The sequence below is a fragment of the Botrimarina mediterranea genome, assembly GCF_007753265.1.
GTDB classification, from domain to species: domain Bacteria; phylum Planctomycetota; class Planctomycetia; order Pirellulales; family Lacipirellulaceae; genus Botrimarina; species Botrimarina mediterranea.
This window is the reverse complement of sequence record NZ_CP036349.1, coordinates 2,324,069-2,339,188: the sequence shown is the minus strand read 5'-3', so window position 1 is coordinate 2,339,188 and position 15,120 is coordinate 2,324,069. Positions and strand designations below refer to the sequence as shown.

Here is a 15,120-nt window from a genome sequence, read left to right as displayed (position 1 = left end):
TTCACCCCTTTAGCTCCGCCAGCAGTCGCGACCGAGCCTCGCCCAGAACGTCCCGCCACCAATCCGAGTCAGCCGTCCTGAGTGCGTCCGAAAGTTCGCTGGGTAGTTTCTGCTGGAGGTCGCTGAGGTCCACGCCGATGTCCGCGCCGGCAGTCGCCGAAGCCAGCAGATCCCCCACCAGCGAGGCGACTTCCGCCCGCGGCGTGTCCTCTTCTGCCGAAGGCCGCGAATCGACCGGCGGGGTCGTCTCGTTGACCACCTTTTCGAGCCAGAGCCTCTCGGCGCCGATGTCGAGCGCCAACGCCCGGATGTCCGCCACCCACTGGCGACCCGCGGCAGCAATCGCTTCGGAAAGCGAAGTCGCCCCCTCCAGGACCACGCGAACGGCTACGAAGCGGCCCTCGGCTTGTTCAACCACTTGGCTGAGCGCGTCCCCCACTCGGCCAAGGGCGTCGCTGTGACCTTCAGCGCCCTCCAGCTCAACTCGGGCGACTTCCCACCTGAGTACGTCGAGCGGCTCAAACACCGGGTCGGCGGCCAGGTTGTCATCGACGTGTACGACCAGGCAACCCTTGGGACCCGTTTCACGGATGTGACGCCCCTGGATGTTGCCCGGATAGGCGATCGTCGTTGCGCCGGATAAGACTTCCCGTTGATGAATGTGGCCCAACGCCCAGTAATCGTAACCTCGGTCGCGAAGGCAAGCCTCCGAACAAGGGGCGTAGCTGCCGTGACCGTCTCGCCCCGTCATGCTGGTGTGCAGCACGCCGAGATTGAAAACGCCGGAGACGGCCGCCGGATAGTTCTTCGCCAAGTCCTCAGTCGTGCATTGCTCCGCAAAACTCTGGCCGTGGATAGCCACGTCGACCCCTTCGAGGCGAACCGTCGTCGCCTCCCCAGTCGGGAATACATGGACGTTCTCGGGCAAGGGGAGGCGGCGTGTGATCCGGCTCGTCGCGTCGTGATTGCCGCTGACTGCATACGCAGGGATGCCCGCCTCCTTCAATCTCGCCATCTGTTTGACGAAGAAGAGCCCCGTGTTGAAGTCCCGCCAATCCCCGTCGTAGAGGTCGCCAGCGAGCACCACCAGCGCAACCTCTTCCCGCAACGCGACCTCGACCAGGTTCTCGAAAGCCCGTCGGGTCGCGCCGCGGATCTGGTCGGCCGGCGCGCCTTCGTACCGGTCCAATCCCCTCAAGGGGCTGTCCAGATGGATGTCCGCCGCGTGCAAGAACTTGAACACCGGTAACTCCTTCCGCCCTTACGCACTGCAAGTGATGACGATGAACTCGCGGTACTGAATGAAAATGTGCGTCCTGCCCATTGCGGGCCGAACCAGCGTCGTTACCCATCGGAATGACAAGACTCCAGGGCTTCCTCCAGCCGCTCCCTCGCCGAGCGGGCGAGCCGCGCTAGCCCGATCTCCCGAGCCAACGCGAGCGCCGGATCGTCGCTGGCCACGAGGTCGGGACGAGCACGAACTAGGCCGACAAGCTCGGGCATCGCGACCTCGTTGATGCTGCGACGCTCCGCGTCGTCAGCCGAGTACCGAAAGGGGATCGACTCTTGGGCGCCGGCCCCGGGCCACAGGAACGTTCCCACGGACTCGACGGTGGAGATGACGCCGGGCAGCAGCTCCAATACCCGTTGTTTGATCCGGGCGCCCGTTCTGCCAAACCCGTGTGCCCTGGCCAACTCGCGCGCCAAAGCGTCGTCGAGAATCGGTCCTTGCGACTCAAGAACGGCCTGCGCCATTCTCTTGAGCGTTTCGGAATAGTCGTCATCAAAGAAGCGGTCTTGATGGACCGAGGCGTCCGCCAACGCGGCGCGGACGTAGAGCGGCCGGGCTGCCTGGGCGGCCTGCTTCGCGACAAGCTGCGGACGGGCCTTCAGCTCTCTCGATCGCTCTTCCGCCAACTCGTTGACGCCGTCGTCCGCCGGCAAGTCGTCCAGCTTGCAGCCGCCGGGCGCCTCTGGCAACGAATCAAGGGGCTCCGTCGTGTCGTCGCTTAGCGGGGTATCGAGACCGCCGGCCGAGGCCTCGCCAGCGGCTTCCTTACGTGTCAGGTCTAGTTGCTCATTGAGCGCGGCGTGGAGCTGCTCAATGGCCGACTCCGGGTCGTACCACCAGTCGGTCGACCAGACCCGTAGGATCGTCCATCCCAAGTTCTCCAAGACCTGTTGCCTCGTCTTGTCACGATCCCGCGCCACCGCCGAACGATGGTACGTCGCGCCGTCGCACTCGACGCCTGCCAGGTAAGCCCCTGGCTTGTCGGGATGCACGACCCCCAGATCGATGCGGAAGCCGGAAACGCCCACTTGAGGGTCGATGCGCCAGCCCCGCTGCTCCAGCGCCGCAGCGACCGCCTCCTCTAGCGGAGACTCGAGCCCCCCCAGCGACCCCTCGACCCGTGCGACGATCGCTTCGGGCCCCTTCTCGGCGTATTCCAGGAACGCCTTGAGGTCGTGAACGCCGCGGGCGCCGGACCGCTCGGCACGGAGTTGGTCGGGCAAGAAGCATGCGAAAACAACCAGCTCTTGCCGTGCACGAGTCACCGCCACATTGAGGCGGCGTTCGCCCCCGTCGCGATTGATCGCCCCAAAATCAACCGGGAACTTCCCCACGGCGTCGAAGCCGAACGTGATCGAGAACATCATCACGTCCCGTTCGTCTCCCTGCACGTTTTCCAGGTTCTTGACGGCCGTCGGTTCGATGCGATCGTCGGAGAAGAACCACTCCAGCTCGGGGTGCTGCCGCTGCGCGTCGTCGAATAAGTCCTGAATCAACTCCTGCTGCTGGCTGTTGAAGGTCACCACGCCATAGGTAAGCCGCTCTGTTTCTGGCTTGCGTAGGCACCGCCGCATCCGCTCCACCGCGTCTGCTACGATTGCCTCGGCCTCCTGGCGATTGGTGCGGCTTTTGCCTCGATCGTACAGCGCCCCCTTCACGTGCTTCAGCGAGACCCCCCGGTGCTCCGACTCGGCGGCGGGGAACGTCACGAGCTGGTTGCCGTAGTAGTTCCAGTTGGAGAAGGCGATCAGCGATTCATGGCGGCTGCGGTAGTGCCAGTTGAGCTGAAGGGTGGGCAATCCCGAAGCCTGCGCTTCGTCCAGGATACTCTCCAGGTCCTTTTCATGGTCCTCGAGTTCCGCACTGTCCTCATCACTGTCGGTCCGGCCAAAGAAGTTGGTCGGCGGGAGCTGCTTGGGATCGCCGACAATAATGGTCTGCTTGCCGCGGGCGATGGCGCCGATCGCATCCCAGGTGGCAATCTGCGACGCCTCGTCAAACACCACCACATCGAACAGGGCCTGGTCGGCGGGCAGGTACTGCGCGATCGACAGGGGCGACATCAGCAAACAAGGGGCCAGCTTCCCAAACGTGTCGGGCATGCCCCCAATCACTTCGCGGATCGACTTGCTCGGGCGCTTGAGGCCCATCTGATGACGCAGCAGCCCCAGCTCGGACTTACGGGGAACCTGATCGGTCGGCGGCAGGCCATGGAGCACGGCGTGCCGAGCCCTCGGCGCCGCGGCTCGGCGTGCCTGGTCGTCCAGGCTACAAAACTCTTCGATGGCGTCTTCCTGAAGGAACTTTTGAAAAGCTCGCAGCGGCTCGCGCTTGTCGACCACCGCGGGGAGCCACCACCGAGCGTAGGCCAACTGAAACTGCGCCGCGGCTTCTGCCGCAGTCATGTTTCCGTTCTCGAGCGCCTCGACAAACGACCCTAAACCGAGCTGCTCCGACCGCTTCTTGACCGCCACCCAAGCGGTCCACTGTCTCAGCGCCGTGCGACGAGCAAGCACCTGTTGCGCTTGGGCGGCCGCGTCGGCCACCACGGTCGCCGACGCGGATGCGACCGGCTGAGAGGCGGCTTGTTTCGTGTACGCCACCCAGGCGACTTGAAACGCCTTGGCCGACCGGCAGCAGTCGGCGGCCGCCTCGCGGCGGGGCTGCTCTTCCGCCCTTAGAATTGCTTGCAGCGTCTGCGACCGGCGGTCGCCCGAGAAGCCCAGGGCGGTGGCCGCTTCACGAATGCTCCGAACCGCTTTCACCTGCGCGTCCAGGGCGCTAGCGTCCCGTGTGACCTCGGCCTGAAGCTCGGAGGGCAAGCCGAGCGCAGCGAGGTTCTCCGCCAGGCTCACGCGGAGAGTTTCCACCTCCCGCCCGGGTGGATAGAGGCGCCGCGCCGCCTCGATCAGGGGTTCGAGAGCGCCCTGCGAAGTCTTGCCGACTCCGTCCGGGGTGAGTCCCGCCGCGATGATCGCTTCCCGCAGACGCACGGCCAAGGGGAGCTGGGAGTCCAGCGCGCCGGCGTCTTTCTCAACGGCGGCTTGCAGGTGCGGCGGGAGGCCCAGCGCTGCGAGGTTCTCCGTCAGGCGCTCACACGCACTTCGGTATTCGCCGAGCAGGGGCAGGTCGATTTCGGGTTCGGCAGTTCCTCCCGCCTTCATGTACGCCTTCAACTTCTTCTTCACGCCGCTCTTCTTGAGCAACGAGACGGGCCAGAACGACCCTGAGGCCTTCCCCCACTCGGCTTCCAAGTCCTGAACCTTGATGCGTTCGATGAGAGCCGGGTTGAACGAGCGCGCTTCGATTGCGTCGAAGGCCTGATCGCGACCCCGCAGTTGCGCCGGCCGCTCAGCAAGGGCTAGCGTCAATTCATCGAACTGCTGGTGGAATACCAGTTCGGGTGGCGGAAGTTCAGGGCGCACCAACTCGTTCGCTAATCGGTAGAGCCGACTCTTCATCGCTTCGGGAACCGGACCCGCCGCTGAGACGCCGAGCGCTTGGCAGTAGCCAAGCAGTGCGTTCTGCAGCGAGTCATTCGCTTGGTCCCTACGCTCAACCAGACCACGTCGTTCGTCCAATGTCGACGGGAGCGCGTCGAGACTTTCGTGGAGCAGGATTTCGGCGGCGGGAAGACTAGGGCGTGTCAACTCGTGACCCAACCGGTAGAGGTGGGTCAGTTGCGCCGAGGAGACGTCCGCCAATTCCGGAGTTTCAAGTTTCGCTGAGAGCGCGGTGATCGAGGCCGCCAGCGAGGCGGACGCCGATTCGAGCTGACGACAGGATTCCAACAGCCCCGTCTCCCAAGCCATCGACCACTCGGTCGCCTGCACCCGCGACAGCGCCGCCTCAGCCGGAACGGCCTGGAACGTCGAGGCGAGTTCCCCGACGGTCGTCTGGAGCCGCGTATACGCCGCTTGATCGTGGCGGACCGACGCGGGCCAATCGAGCCGGGGCGTCTCCACCTGGCGGCCCCGCACGCATTCCCCCATTGCGCGATAAGCGGTCCAGCCGTTGGAGTCGGCCGTATGCACCGCCGCGGCGTAGGCGTTAAGTTGGTCACGGCGGACTTGCAGCCGCTCGTTGATCGTCACCCACTCGGACGCCTTCCCTTTGCCACGATGCTTCCAAGAAGCCTCGAGCTGATCGAGGAATCGCCGTCGCTCAGCTTTGTTGGAGTGGAGTTCGACGCAGCAGTCGCCGAGCCCGTGCGACTTGAGCCGACGGTGCACCACATCGAGGGCCGCCGTCTTCTCCGCGACAAACAGAACCGTCTTGCCGACGGAGAGACACTGCGCGATAAGATTCGCGATCGTCTGACTCTTCCCCGTGCCGGGGGGGCCGACAATCACCATGTCATGCCCTTCGGAGGCGGCCATCACCGCCGCGAGCTGCGACGAGTCGGCCGGCAGCGGGTGGACGATCTCCGCCGAGGCATACCGCGTATCGATCTCGTGCGGTTGGGGCATCGGGCCGACGCCGTCCGCCGCAAACGCTTTGTCGGGCTCGTGGATCAAGTGACGCACGACGCGGTTGTGCTCTAGTTGTCCGACCCGATCGACCAAGTCCTTCCACATCAGGTACTTGGCGAACGAAAAGGGCGCAATCGCCGCTTCTTCAACCACCTCAAAACCCGGGATGTCACGCACCGCTTGCCGCATCCGGTCTAGCACCAGCGGCACGTCGACGCCGCTGTCGTCCATTGGCAAGTCTGACTCGAACTCCGTGAGGTCGCAGTCGAAGTCCTTCTTTAGCAACTGGAGCAAGGTGGCATTGAAGCGGACCTCGTCTTCATGGTTGGCAAGGTAGTAGGGAGAAGAAGCGCTGCGCCGCGTCAACTTCACCGGCACCAACAGTAGGGGCGCCCGGTAGGTCTTCTCGTCGGTGGGGTTTTGCTTCCAGCGCAGGAATCCGACCGCCAGATATAGGGTGTTCGACCCACCTTCCGCCAAGTCGCTGCGCACCTTCCGGTAGAGCGCCGTGAGCCGTACATCGAGGTCCCGCAGATCGACCGGAGAGACCACCTCGTCCCGGTCAAACGCCTGCCGAGCGAACTCCCAGTCGATGTCCTTCTTCGTTCGTTTCTGGTGCAGCTCCGCGTCCCGCTGCCCCAGGGGGTTCCCGTCGGCGAGAGACACCAGCCGCAGGCGAGCCCCGTCGGCCAGTCGATCCTCCAGCCGCGACACATCGGGGCACAAGATCGGAACGGTCTGCTTGGAAGGGCGAAAGTTGAGCAGCCTGTTGCGTAACGACAGGTCGAGCAGCTTCCGCTGCCAGCGCTCGATGCGGCCAGCAGGACTTTGGGGACGCTCTTCGGTTTCGGTCGCCGGCGCCGAATCGTAACCGGGCGACGCCGGCAACGGAGGCGGACCCGACTCCAGCTCATCGGGGACTTCTTCTTTCCGGGCGGAGTGAGAAGCCAGCGGCAGGACCTGGGACATCCGGGCCCGCGACACGTCGACGACCGCGACGAACTCGTGTTCTTTCTCCTCGGAAATGGCGCCGGTCGCCATCGTCACCGCATCGGGGAATCGCCCGGGCGGTTGGTGGGTCACCATCGTTGTTTCGAAGACCAGCAGCTCTTTCGCGGCGATTGCTTTGCGCGGCTCGCTGCAATCCCGTTCGACGAGCCGCTTGAACGACCTCTCGACCAGCCAGACGCCGGTGAAGCAGTGTCCTTGGGTCATCACCAGAACGGGATTGAGCCCCACCGCTTCCAGGGCCGATGCGAACAACAGCGACGTATCAAGACACGTCGCTAGTCCGTCGCTCAGCACTGTCCCGACACGACGTGTCTTTTGCCCGACTTGCTCGAAACTCCCCGGCGGGTTGGCGTAGATAAGAGACCGGCCTGCCACGGCGGACCAGAGTGACGCGGCAAGCAGGTAAGCGCGATTGGGGTCGCCGGACTGATAACCGTCCAGAGCGGTCGGGTGACCGTGTTGGCCGAGCAGCGTCGCGGCCGACCGGAGCAGCGTGGCCAGCGCGGGGTCGTTAGGGGTCACAAACGCCGGCAACAGTTCCCCCATCGTCGACATGCCTCCCCACTCGTCGCGGGCGAGCACACGCAGCACGTGCGTTGTCTCGTGAAGAGCTTCGCCCTTGCGTATCAGTCGAAACGTCAGGACGCCTCGCTCTGCCTCGTCCAGGCCGTCGAGATAAGCTGGGTCGATTTCGAGATCGACGTCTTTTAGCGTGAGCGTCTCACCCGCCCCGACGCGATCGATTGTCCACCGCCGGTCGCGGGCGAAACCCGGCGAGGCTTTCAGCTCGACGACGAGCGAAGAGAGTTCAGGGCCACCCGAGTTGTCGATCGACACACTTCGCAGCAGCGGCACGGCGTTCTGCCAGGCGGCGTAGTTGAACGAGTCGGCCGCCTCGATGGCAAGGTGCGGAGCCGATTCGCTTCCCGTGCGCTCGGCATCTTCGTCAGGGCTAGTAGGAGAGGCCGAGCCGCCGTCTTGCATCTGTCAAACCTTTCATTCAAAACATCCGAACACCGCCATCTCCCTACGAACACTTAGCGGGAACGCCGCCGTGGCAGGAACCGACAAGAACCTTATGGTAAACCAGCGGGGTTCCGCTTGGAACTAGCGTCGGTCGCTCTAACGCGTTCATGGGCAATAGATAGGAACTAAACCGCGGTTTGGACGTGACGCGACCTCAGTTCCGGCTCGGCAGAAGGGGGACCGCGCCGCCTCCCGCCATCCCCCTCACGTCGGCCCATACGGCGGGGCGAGGCCGACGTGAGGGTGACAGCGGAAGGGGCGCGAGGGAGAGGCGTTGATGGGGGCGAGCTTTGAGGGTGCTTGGATGGGCGTCGGTGGGCTGGGCGGCTGATTGAGAGTCAGTGGTAGCCCGTTTATAATCCCGTCCTTTGTCGAGCTATGCACCCATGCTGAGGGCCATCCCATGTTTCGATGTTTCGCCTGCTTCCTCTTGGTTAGTTTCGTAGCTGGTTCCGCGAGTGCGGAGTACTACACACTCCGTGTTCTCAGCCGCTCGGGTAAGCCCTACTCGGCGAACGTGTTGCAGTTCACGCCCGACAGCAAACAAGTCCTGTTCTCATCGGGAAAGGGGGTGATGGTCGTTGCCGTCGATGGCTTCCGGGTCCAGCATGAGCAGTCGATCACGCCCTTCACGATTGCCGTGACGCGCGACAGCAAGCAGGCGCTCATGGTATCCACCCGCGCTACCCAAGCGATGAACCTGACGACGGGGCAAGTCGCGAACATCCGCTGGCGACTGCCGCCAGGGGTCGTTGGTTTGCGTTACGATGAAGAAGGGGGGAAGCTGTTGGTAAGCAGCGTCACTCCTGGCAGTCCGGCCGACGAAGCCAAGATCAAAGTCGGAGACGAGATCGTCGCGACGCACGAGTTTGGGGAGCGGCGTAATCTCCTGGGGCGAGGTGAGAAAGCAACCACTGCCGCCCTCCAGGGACCGGCCGGCACCAACGTCGGCATCTCCATCATCCCCCGAGGCCAACGCGGTGAGAAACGCATCGACATGGTGCGCAGCCGTGGAGAAATCGTCGGTGACACCGTTCGCCTCTTGCCGCCACTCGCGAGGCGGGATGGCGTACCGGTCACTATCTTTACCAAGGATGATTACTACGTCTTCCTCGACGCGGCCAGCGGCGAAATTAATTCGATTATCGCCACCGAAGAAGTCAAACCATCCGGTCTGAGGGGCGTCTCCCCGGATGGCAAGTGGTTCGCTGTGGTCGCAGAGCGGCGCCAGCGCGGTGACACGCGATTCATGGTCGAGGTGTTCGACCTGGCCACGCGGCGAAGGGTCTTCTCGATCCCATTCGACGACAGCTTTCAAGAGACAAAATTTTCCGCTGACAGCCAGCAGTTCCTCATTGGAAGTCACGACTCCATCTACGTGCTCGACCTCGGGGAGCGTGAATTCACCAAGCAGATCAATCTAGGATGGAAGCCGACGATGCGAATCGACGCCGATTCGGAAGATGGCGATTCGCCGAAAGGCCCCGTCGGTTGGTGGTTCAAGGAGTCCTCGGGCCGCTCTCCCCATCCGCTCTTGACGACCTTCGACATGACCGCCGACGGGGTGCTGGCGATCGGCGCCCCCAGCGGTGAAGTGACCCTCTGGTCCGCTACCGATGGGTCGAAGATCCGCCAAGTCGAGCCACCGGGGGAACACGCGGTCGAGGAGGTCCGGATCAGCCCCGATGGCAAATCGATTGCCTATTATATCAACGGCACGCTGACGCTCGACTCGGTGGCAGTTGACTCAGTGACAGGCGAATCGGACGAGGACGATGCTTCCCAGCCAAAGTCAGACGCACTGCCCGATGACGCGGCGGCGAAGGAGTGACGAAACCACGGAGCGAATGCTCCGCCTGTTTGTCGTTTCCAATGTGCCTTCTGCGTGGCGAAGCAGCCGGCTACGGATGAGCTTGCGATTGGCTAGCTCGGCGTGGTACGTCTATCGCATGAACGATTGCTATCTTGTCGTGGTATCGGTCGAGGGTGTCGAGTTAATCGCTCCCGAGCATCACCACACCTCCTTATTTCTGTTACGCCGCTGTTTTTCGATGCGTGCTGGCAACGAAGCCTGTTACTGGGCGCTGCTGCCGTGTGAGAAGGCCGAAGCAATTCGCTGGCTTATCAGCCACCAAGAACGGCGGACGGCCTTGTGGCTGCTAACCGAGTCGACGCTCGACTCAGGGGCGATCCTGCCGGACTACGACCAGTTCCGTGTCGATGAACCCACCTTTTCTTGTTTCTAACAGCACACCCGCGTGACATTCCGGCATAAGAGTGGTATGGAACTTGGCAGGCAGCCTTTCTGACCGGCCAAAGCCCACGCTCTTTCTTCCTTCTCGCTTCGAATAGATGGGACCCTAGTCGCCTGACCCTTGCGACGCTCCTGGCTCGTTCACCCACGAGCCACCGAGCTGCGCACGGAGGAGGCGGCGGCGTAACTACTCAGGTTTTGTTGAGTGCGTATTTCGTGCGAGTTCGTGCGTCCCGACTCCTCCATCAGCATTGCTTACTCCAGCAGCCGACCCGGGGTTGAGTCGTTCGTTGCCTGTCACCGCAGCGTTCGGCTCAGCCCTGTGTCGGCTGTTTCTTTCCCTTTCATTCTTTCCTGGAGTAATCACGATGGCTACCCTTACCCGAGCTTCCCAGCAACTGTTCGAGCGGTCTCCCGACGAACGCTTCAGCTCGCTCGTCGAGCTGCGCGACCACTGTGGCCAAGAAAAGCGATTCTCGACGGACCACTGGCAACCGCCGCAAACGCTGCGACCGCAGGTGGTCGGCGGCGAGGTGACCCTCGCCCTGGACGACGACATCCATCGCCTCAGCGACTGGTCGTTCTCCCAGCTCTGCCGGCTCGCCGGCGTGAGCAAGGAGACAATCAATCGACTCTCGGCAGAGACGGCGAGTCAAGCGTTGCGGGAGACGCTTCCCGCCAGCGACAAGCCGCTCCAGCTGCTCGCCACCGGCAAGTCGATTCGTTCGCTGCATGGCGTCAGCTACACGCGGCTCTGGAACGACGACCTGTTGTCAGTTGTTAGTGAGTTCGCGAGCGACTTCGAGCCCCCGCAAGTGGGCATGAACGGCGCGACCGGGCTCTACTGCGGCGAGCAGGACCTGTTCGCGTTCTTGATCGACCCTACCGGGTGGATTGAGATCGAGGGCGAGGCCTTCGCGCCGGGTTTCTTTGTGTGGAACTCGGAGGTTGGCAGACGGTCCTTGGGCATCCAGACGTTCTGGTTCCAGGCCGTGTGCCAGAACCACATCGTGTGGGACGCGGTCGAGGTCGTCGAGTTCACCCGCAAGCACACCGCCAAAGTGGGCGACGGGCTTTCGGAGATCCGTCGGCTTATCGAGCGGCTGGTCGCCAAACGTGACGAGCGTCGCGACGGCTTCGTGAAGGTGATCTCCGGCGCCATGCAACAGACGCTCGGCTCCGCAGCCGATGATGTTCTGAAGACACTGGCCAGCGAAGGAATCCCCCGCGGCCTCGCGGCCAAGGCGACCGAGCTGGCGCAGCAGAGCGGGCGGTTCTCGATCTTCTCGCTGGTCGATGCGCTCACGCGTCTCGCCCAAGAAGTCCGCTACGCGGGCGACCGGGTCGAGATTGACGCAAAGGCGGCGTCGCTCTTGGCACTCGCCGCGTGATAATCGCGACGAGCTATGTGGTGTGTTCGCGGTGTCGTGTGTTGCGGCTCCGTGATGGTTTCCTGTTCCTTTACCAAGGAGAGTTTTGCGATGGCTACTCAAGCGAAGAAGATGCGTCCGGTTCACGAAGTCCGTGTTGGCCGAGTCCGCGCGGCAATCTGGGAGAACGATACTCAGAACGGCCCCCGACACAATGTCACCCTCAGCCGTCTCTACAAGGAGGGCGAGGAGTGGAAGGACTCGGGCAGCTTCGGCCGTGACGACCTACCGCTCGTGGCGAAAGTCAGCGACCTGGCGCATAGCTGGATCTTTGGCGTCGCTGCCGAGCAACTGGCCAGTGCGGCGACCGAGTTCTGAGCCGCCGCTGTAAACTGACACGGTGAGACGATCGCCCACTCTGGGCAAGGAGAGGTTTTGCGAAGGTTTTACCTTCTTACGCCGTCGCAGGCCTCTCTTCATGGCGAACTCATCTGAGCAGCAGACCGTCTGCCTTGTTCCACCAAGCAGCTCGTCAGTAGACTACACCCATAAATACATTGCCTTGCAAACTAGCGACGAACTTGCGACCGCCCTGTCATGCGAACGACAGTCCCAGAAAAACTGCTCAAAATTGCTGACGACATCAGCGAGACCGGCTCCGCCAATCTCACCCGACTCACCGTGCTCAAGAAGTGGTTCGAGACGCCCGGGCGCCTGGGACCATTTGCCATTTGGGTCGCCGACCGGGCGACGTCTCGCAGGGGGAAAACCAAGGGCGAAGCCGGCAAACTCTTCCGCGATGCGCGTGCACTTCTTACCGACCTCGACCGGGTGGAACCGACGATCAACGCGGAGGCGGCTGAGCTGCTGCACGCCAAGCTCGTCGCCTACCAAGACGACTACCGCACCGACCGGTGGGGTCGCATTCGTATCGTCAACAATTGGCAACTGCTGCTGATTGAAAAGGGGCTTGCGATCGCCCTCAGCCGTCGCCCGCATCCCTCCGAAGGATACAAGCTGGCGGCGGCCTACTGCCAGCACTACGACCCCAAGTATGGCAATACGCTCAACGGTCCCAGTGGCACGAAAATCCATGAAATCGTCCGCTGGATGTTCACGCACGAGGCGCTTGAGGAAGTGAAGGAGTCCCTGGAACGATGACGCTAATTCGCTGTACCGCCAGGCTGCGGAAAGAGATGGGACTCAAGCCAGCCGACCTAGCTACGACGGGAGCGGCCAAATCGCTTCTTGGCGACTGGTACGCCCACCTGTTTTTCTTCGACCGCAAGAAGTGCGTCCTGTTCGCAGCCGAAAAGTCTTTGCTCTGCTTCACGCGGCTGGCCGTCACCCGCGCTGAACTCCGCCGGCTCGACGACCTCTTCCGAGACGGACTGTTCAGGCTGCTGCTCGACGAAGGCTTCGCTAGCGAGCAGGCAACGGGGCTTTTCGACCAGTGCCGAGACGTCAGTTATGCAGTGGGTGTAGACCGGAGCATGACCGGGTCGGTCACCGAGCTGATCCGTATGGCCGACCATTGGCTTAACAGCCGCGGCGGCCTCAAGGGAATTGACCTCGCCGAGTTGAATCACGACCTGAACACCGTGCCAATGAGTCGCACGAACTACGAGCGAGCCGTCCCCCTTTCCATGCGATTGCTCGCTGGAGCCAGTGATTGATTGATGACTCAAACTGGTTGCCCGAATCTAACAACCTGTGTTAGGTAGTGACTGATAAAGGACGTAATCAGGCGTTAACGCGAGCGGTCGTCAGGCCTTTTAAAAACTAGTCGGGCAGCGATTCCTGACCGGTTCGCTGCGGGATGAAGCTGCTCGGGATAGCGAGCAGCTATCGGAACAAGCCAGCAAGAAACGTCTTGACGGAGCCGATGCAGGCGCAACCGCCAAAGACTTTACGCAGTCGGCTCGTCAGTAATGAGTGGCTGCCGCCCAACTTGGAGAAGAGTGAGAGACGAGAGCCCCCCGAAGAACTTGCCGATCGCGGCTGCGGAGAGGACGACGAGTCGATTCGTCGATGACGCGCCCCCGCTGATTGCCGCGGCTGGCGCCGCAGCAGTGTTCGCCTGGGAAGAGTTTCTGTACGCCGCGGTGCGGAACCCGCACACACGCCGCAGCTACGAGCGTGCGTCAAGGCGTTTCCTGACATGGGCGGATGCAACGCGAAAACCACTCCACCGAATCACTCCCGCCGACGTCGGTCACTACCTCGACGGGCTGACTGGATCGGCTGCTTCCAAGAAGGTCTACCTCGCCGCCATCCGTCACCTGTTCGACCGACTCGTACAGCGGCACGCAGTCGCGCTCAATCCGGCCGCGTCGGTCCGGGGCGACCGGCACAGCGTGGTCGAGGGTCGCACGCCCGAGATAACGGTTGCTCAGGCTCGTCAACTGCTAGCGAGTATCGACGATCGCCGGCTCATTGGGCTGCGTGACAGGGCGGCCATCGCCGTGTTGATCTACACGGCCGCTCGCGTCGGCGCAGTAGCTCGGTTACGCATCGATGACTTCTGCGAGATGGGGGATCAGTTCTGTCTTAGTTTCTCGGAGAAAGGAGGGAAGGTACGTGAAATCCCTGTTCGCCACGATCTGCAGAGATTGCTGTCCGGCCTTATCGAAGCCCGGCATTCGGCAGGGAATCTTGGCGGGCCACCGGGTAGCGGTTCGCCCTTGTTCACCTCGGCGATTCGACGTACCGGCAGATTAAGCGACCGACCGATGTCAGCAGACGATGTCAGTCGCATGGTGCGGCGACGCCTGAAGGACGCCGGACTGCCTCGGCGACTGACCGCTCACTCGTTCCGCGTGGCAACGATTACCGACCTGCTGAGCCAAGGCGTCCCACTCGAAGACGTGCAGAATCTCGCCGGGCACGCCGACCCGCGAACCACTCGGCTCTACGACCGCCGCGGCCGGTGTGTGACGCGCAATATTGTCGAGCGGATTTCGATCTGAGTAGCCAACAACGACTTACGAACTAACTGCCAAAAGGTCGTATAGTCGATTTCGTAACACAGAAACTCGCAATTTCACGACTTGTACTGCGGCGGCGATCCGCTACAATGCTGGCATATCCCAAATGCCTCGGGCTGTACTTGCCTTGATCGTCTCTCGCCGCCAACTCGCTGAAATCGCGAAGATCTTCTCCGGAATGCCGGTGAAGTCGGACCTGCTTGTCGTCATCGGAAGGGGCATCCCAGTCCTGACTGTCGGATCGATTGAGGGCGGCGGCGTCGAAGCGTCGCTATCACTGCCAGCCGAACTCTCTGTGCAGGCGACGCCCCGATACCAGGTCCTCGCCGGCGACCTGTTGCTGTCCGCTCGCAGCACGTCTTTGAAGGTCGCAATCGTGCCTCCGGAACTCGACGGGGCGGTTATCGCCTCGACCCTGCTGGGGGTCCGTTCGCGGCCTCGATTGGCGCCCGCCGTTCTCGCGGCCTATCTGCTCAGCAGCGAGGGGCAAGCGGCCCTAGAAGCGACCTGTCAGTCGGGCAGCGTGCAGATGAACCTGACCGCGTCCGCCCTAGCCAAGCTAGAAGTGCCCGTTCCGTCGCCCGCTGAGCAAGAAGAACTCGTCGAGTTGCTGGCGGCTTCCGACGCCGCGTACCACACCGCACTAGCCGTTGCCGAGTCGCGGCGGCAGGTTGTCGCTCAACTCGTCTCCAACAAGCTCCGCTAGGAA

At 62.8% G+C, this 15,120-nt stretch carries 10 protein-coding genes; 8 read left to right on the top strand and 2 right to left on the bottom strand.

Going from position 1 to position 15,120, the window contains the following annotated elements; all coding sequences use genetic code 11:
* Window position 1 precedes the first annotated feature (1 nt).
* Both Spa11_RS09385 and Spa11_RS09380 read right to left on the bottom strand, forming a co-directional pair.
* Window positions 2–1,243 (bottom strand): metallophosphoesterase family protein, encoded by a 1,242-nt coding sequence (locus Spa11_RS09385; RefSeq protein WP_145111255.1) that lies wholly within the window; start codon window positions 1,241–1,243, stop codon window positions 2–4.
* A gap of 101 nt (window positions 1,244–1,344) precedes the next feature.
* Entirely contained in the window at window positions 1,345–7,758 is a 6,414-nt protein-coding gene (locus tag Spa11_RS09380; RefSeq protein ID WP_145111252.1) for a DUF3320 domain-containing protein, read from the bottom strand.
* Between the two features lie 445 nt (window positions 7,759–8,203).
* On the opposite strand from Spa11_RS09380, the gene Spa11_RS09375 reads away from it, so the two are divergent.
* From Spa11_RS09375 to Spa11_RS09340, 8 genes are all read left to right on the top strand, one after another.
* Window positions 8,204–9,631: a hypothetical protein gene (locus Spa11_RS09375; protein WP_145111249.1), complete on the top strand. Its 1,428-nt coding sequence runs from the start codon at window positions 8,204–8,206 to the stop codon at window positions 9,629–9,631.
* A 16-nt stretch (window positions 9,632–9,647) separates the two neighbouring features.
* On the top strand, window positions 9,648–10,046 hold the full coding sequence (locus Spa11_RS09370; RefSeq protein ID WP_145111247.1) for a hypothetical protein: 399 nt from the start codon (window positions 9,648–9,650) through the stop codon (window positions 10,044–10,046).
* A gap of 376 nt (window positions 10,047–10,422) precedes the next feature.
* On the top strand, window positions 10,423–11,445 hold the full coding sequence (locus tag Spa11_RS09365) for a DUF932 domain-containing protein (RefSeq protein ID WP_145111244.1): 1,023 nt from the start codon (window positions 10,423–10,425) through the stop codon (window positions 11,443–11,445).
* Window positions 11,446–11,535: 90 nt separating this feature from the next.
* Entirely contained in the window at window positions 11,536–11,802 is a 267-nt protein-coding gene (locus tag Spa11_RS09360) for a hypothetical protein (protein WP_145111241.1), read from the top strand.
* 219 nt (window positions 11,803–12,021) lie between these two features.
* Window positions 12,022–12,585, top strand: a complete 564-nt coding sequence (locus Spa11_RS09355) for a hypothetical protein (RefSeq protein WP_145111238.1) — start codon at window positions 12,022–12,024, stop codon at window positions 12,583–12,585.
* Window positions 12,582–13,100, top strand: a complete 519-nt coding sequence (locus Spa11_RS09350; RefSeq protein ID WP_231933214.1) for a DUF6933 domain-containing protein — start codon at window positions 12,582–12,584, stop codon at window positions 13,098–13,100. Before Spa11_RS09355 ends, Spa11_RS09350 begins: the two co-directional genes overlap by 4 nt.
* A gap of 312 nt (window positions 13,101–13,412) precedes the next feature.
* Entirely contained in the window at window positions 13,413–14,393 is a 981-nt protein-coding gene (locus Spa11_RS09345) for a tyrosine-type recombinase/integrase (RefSeq protein WP_231933212.1), read from the top strand.
* 124 nt (window positions 14,394–14,517) lie between these two features.
* A complete protein-coding gene (locus Spa11_RS09340) occupies window positions 14,518–15,117 on the top strand; it encodes a restriction endonuclease subunit S domain-containing protein (RefSeq protein ID WP_145111229.1) in 600 nt (199 codons plus the stop codon).
* The last annotated feature ends 3 nt before the right edge of the window (window positions 15,118–15,120 follow it).

Excerpts from the sequence above, each read along its gene's own strand:
- Spa11_RS09380 (WP_145111252.1), bottom strand. The coding sequence starts at position 7,758 with ATGCAAGACGGCGGCTCGGCCTCTCCTACTAGCCCTGACGAAGATGCC.
- Spa11_RS09375 (WP_145111249.1), top strand. The coding sequence starts at position 8,204 with ATGTTTCGATGTTTCGCCTGCTTCCTCTTGGTTAGTTTCGTAGCTGGT.
- Spa11_RS09370 (WP_145111247.1), top strand. The coding sequence starts at position 9,648 with ATGCTCCGCCTGTTTGTCGTTTCCAATGTGCCTTCTGCGTGGCGAAGC.
- Spa11_RS09365 (WP_145111244.1), top strand. The coding sequence starts at position 10,423 with ATGGCTACCCTTACCCGAGCTTCCCAGCAACTGTTCGAGCGGTCTCCC.
- Spa11_RS09360 (WP_145111241.1), top strand. The coding sequence starts at position 11,536 with ATGGCTACTCAAGCGAAGAAGATGCGTCCGGTTCACGAAGTCCGTGTT.
- Spa11_RS09355 (WP_145111238.1), top strand. The coding sequence starts at position 12,022 with ATGCGAACGACAGTCCCAGAAAAACTGCTCAAAATTGCTGACGACATC.
- Spa11_RS09350 (WP_231933214.1), top strand. The coding sequence starts at position 12,582 with ATGACGCTAATTCGCTGTACCGCCAGGCTGCGGAAAGAGATGGGACTC.
- Spa11_RS09340 (WP_145111229.1), top strand. The coding sequence starts at position 14,518 with ATGCCTCGGGCTGTACTTGCCTTGATCGTCTCTCGCCGCCAACTCGCT.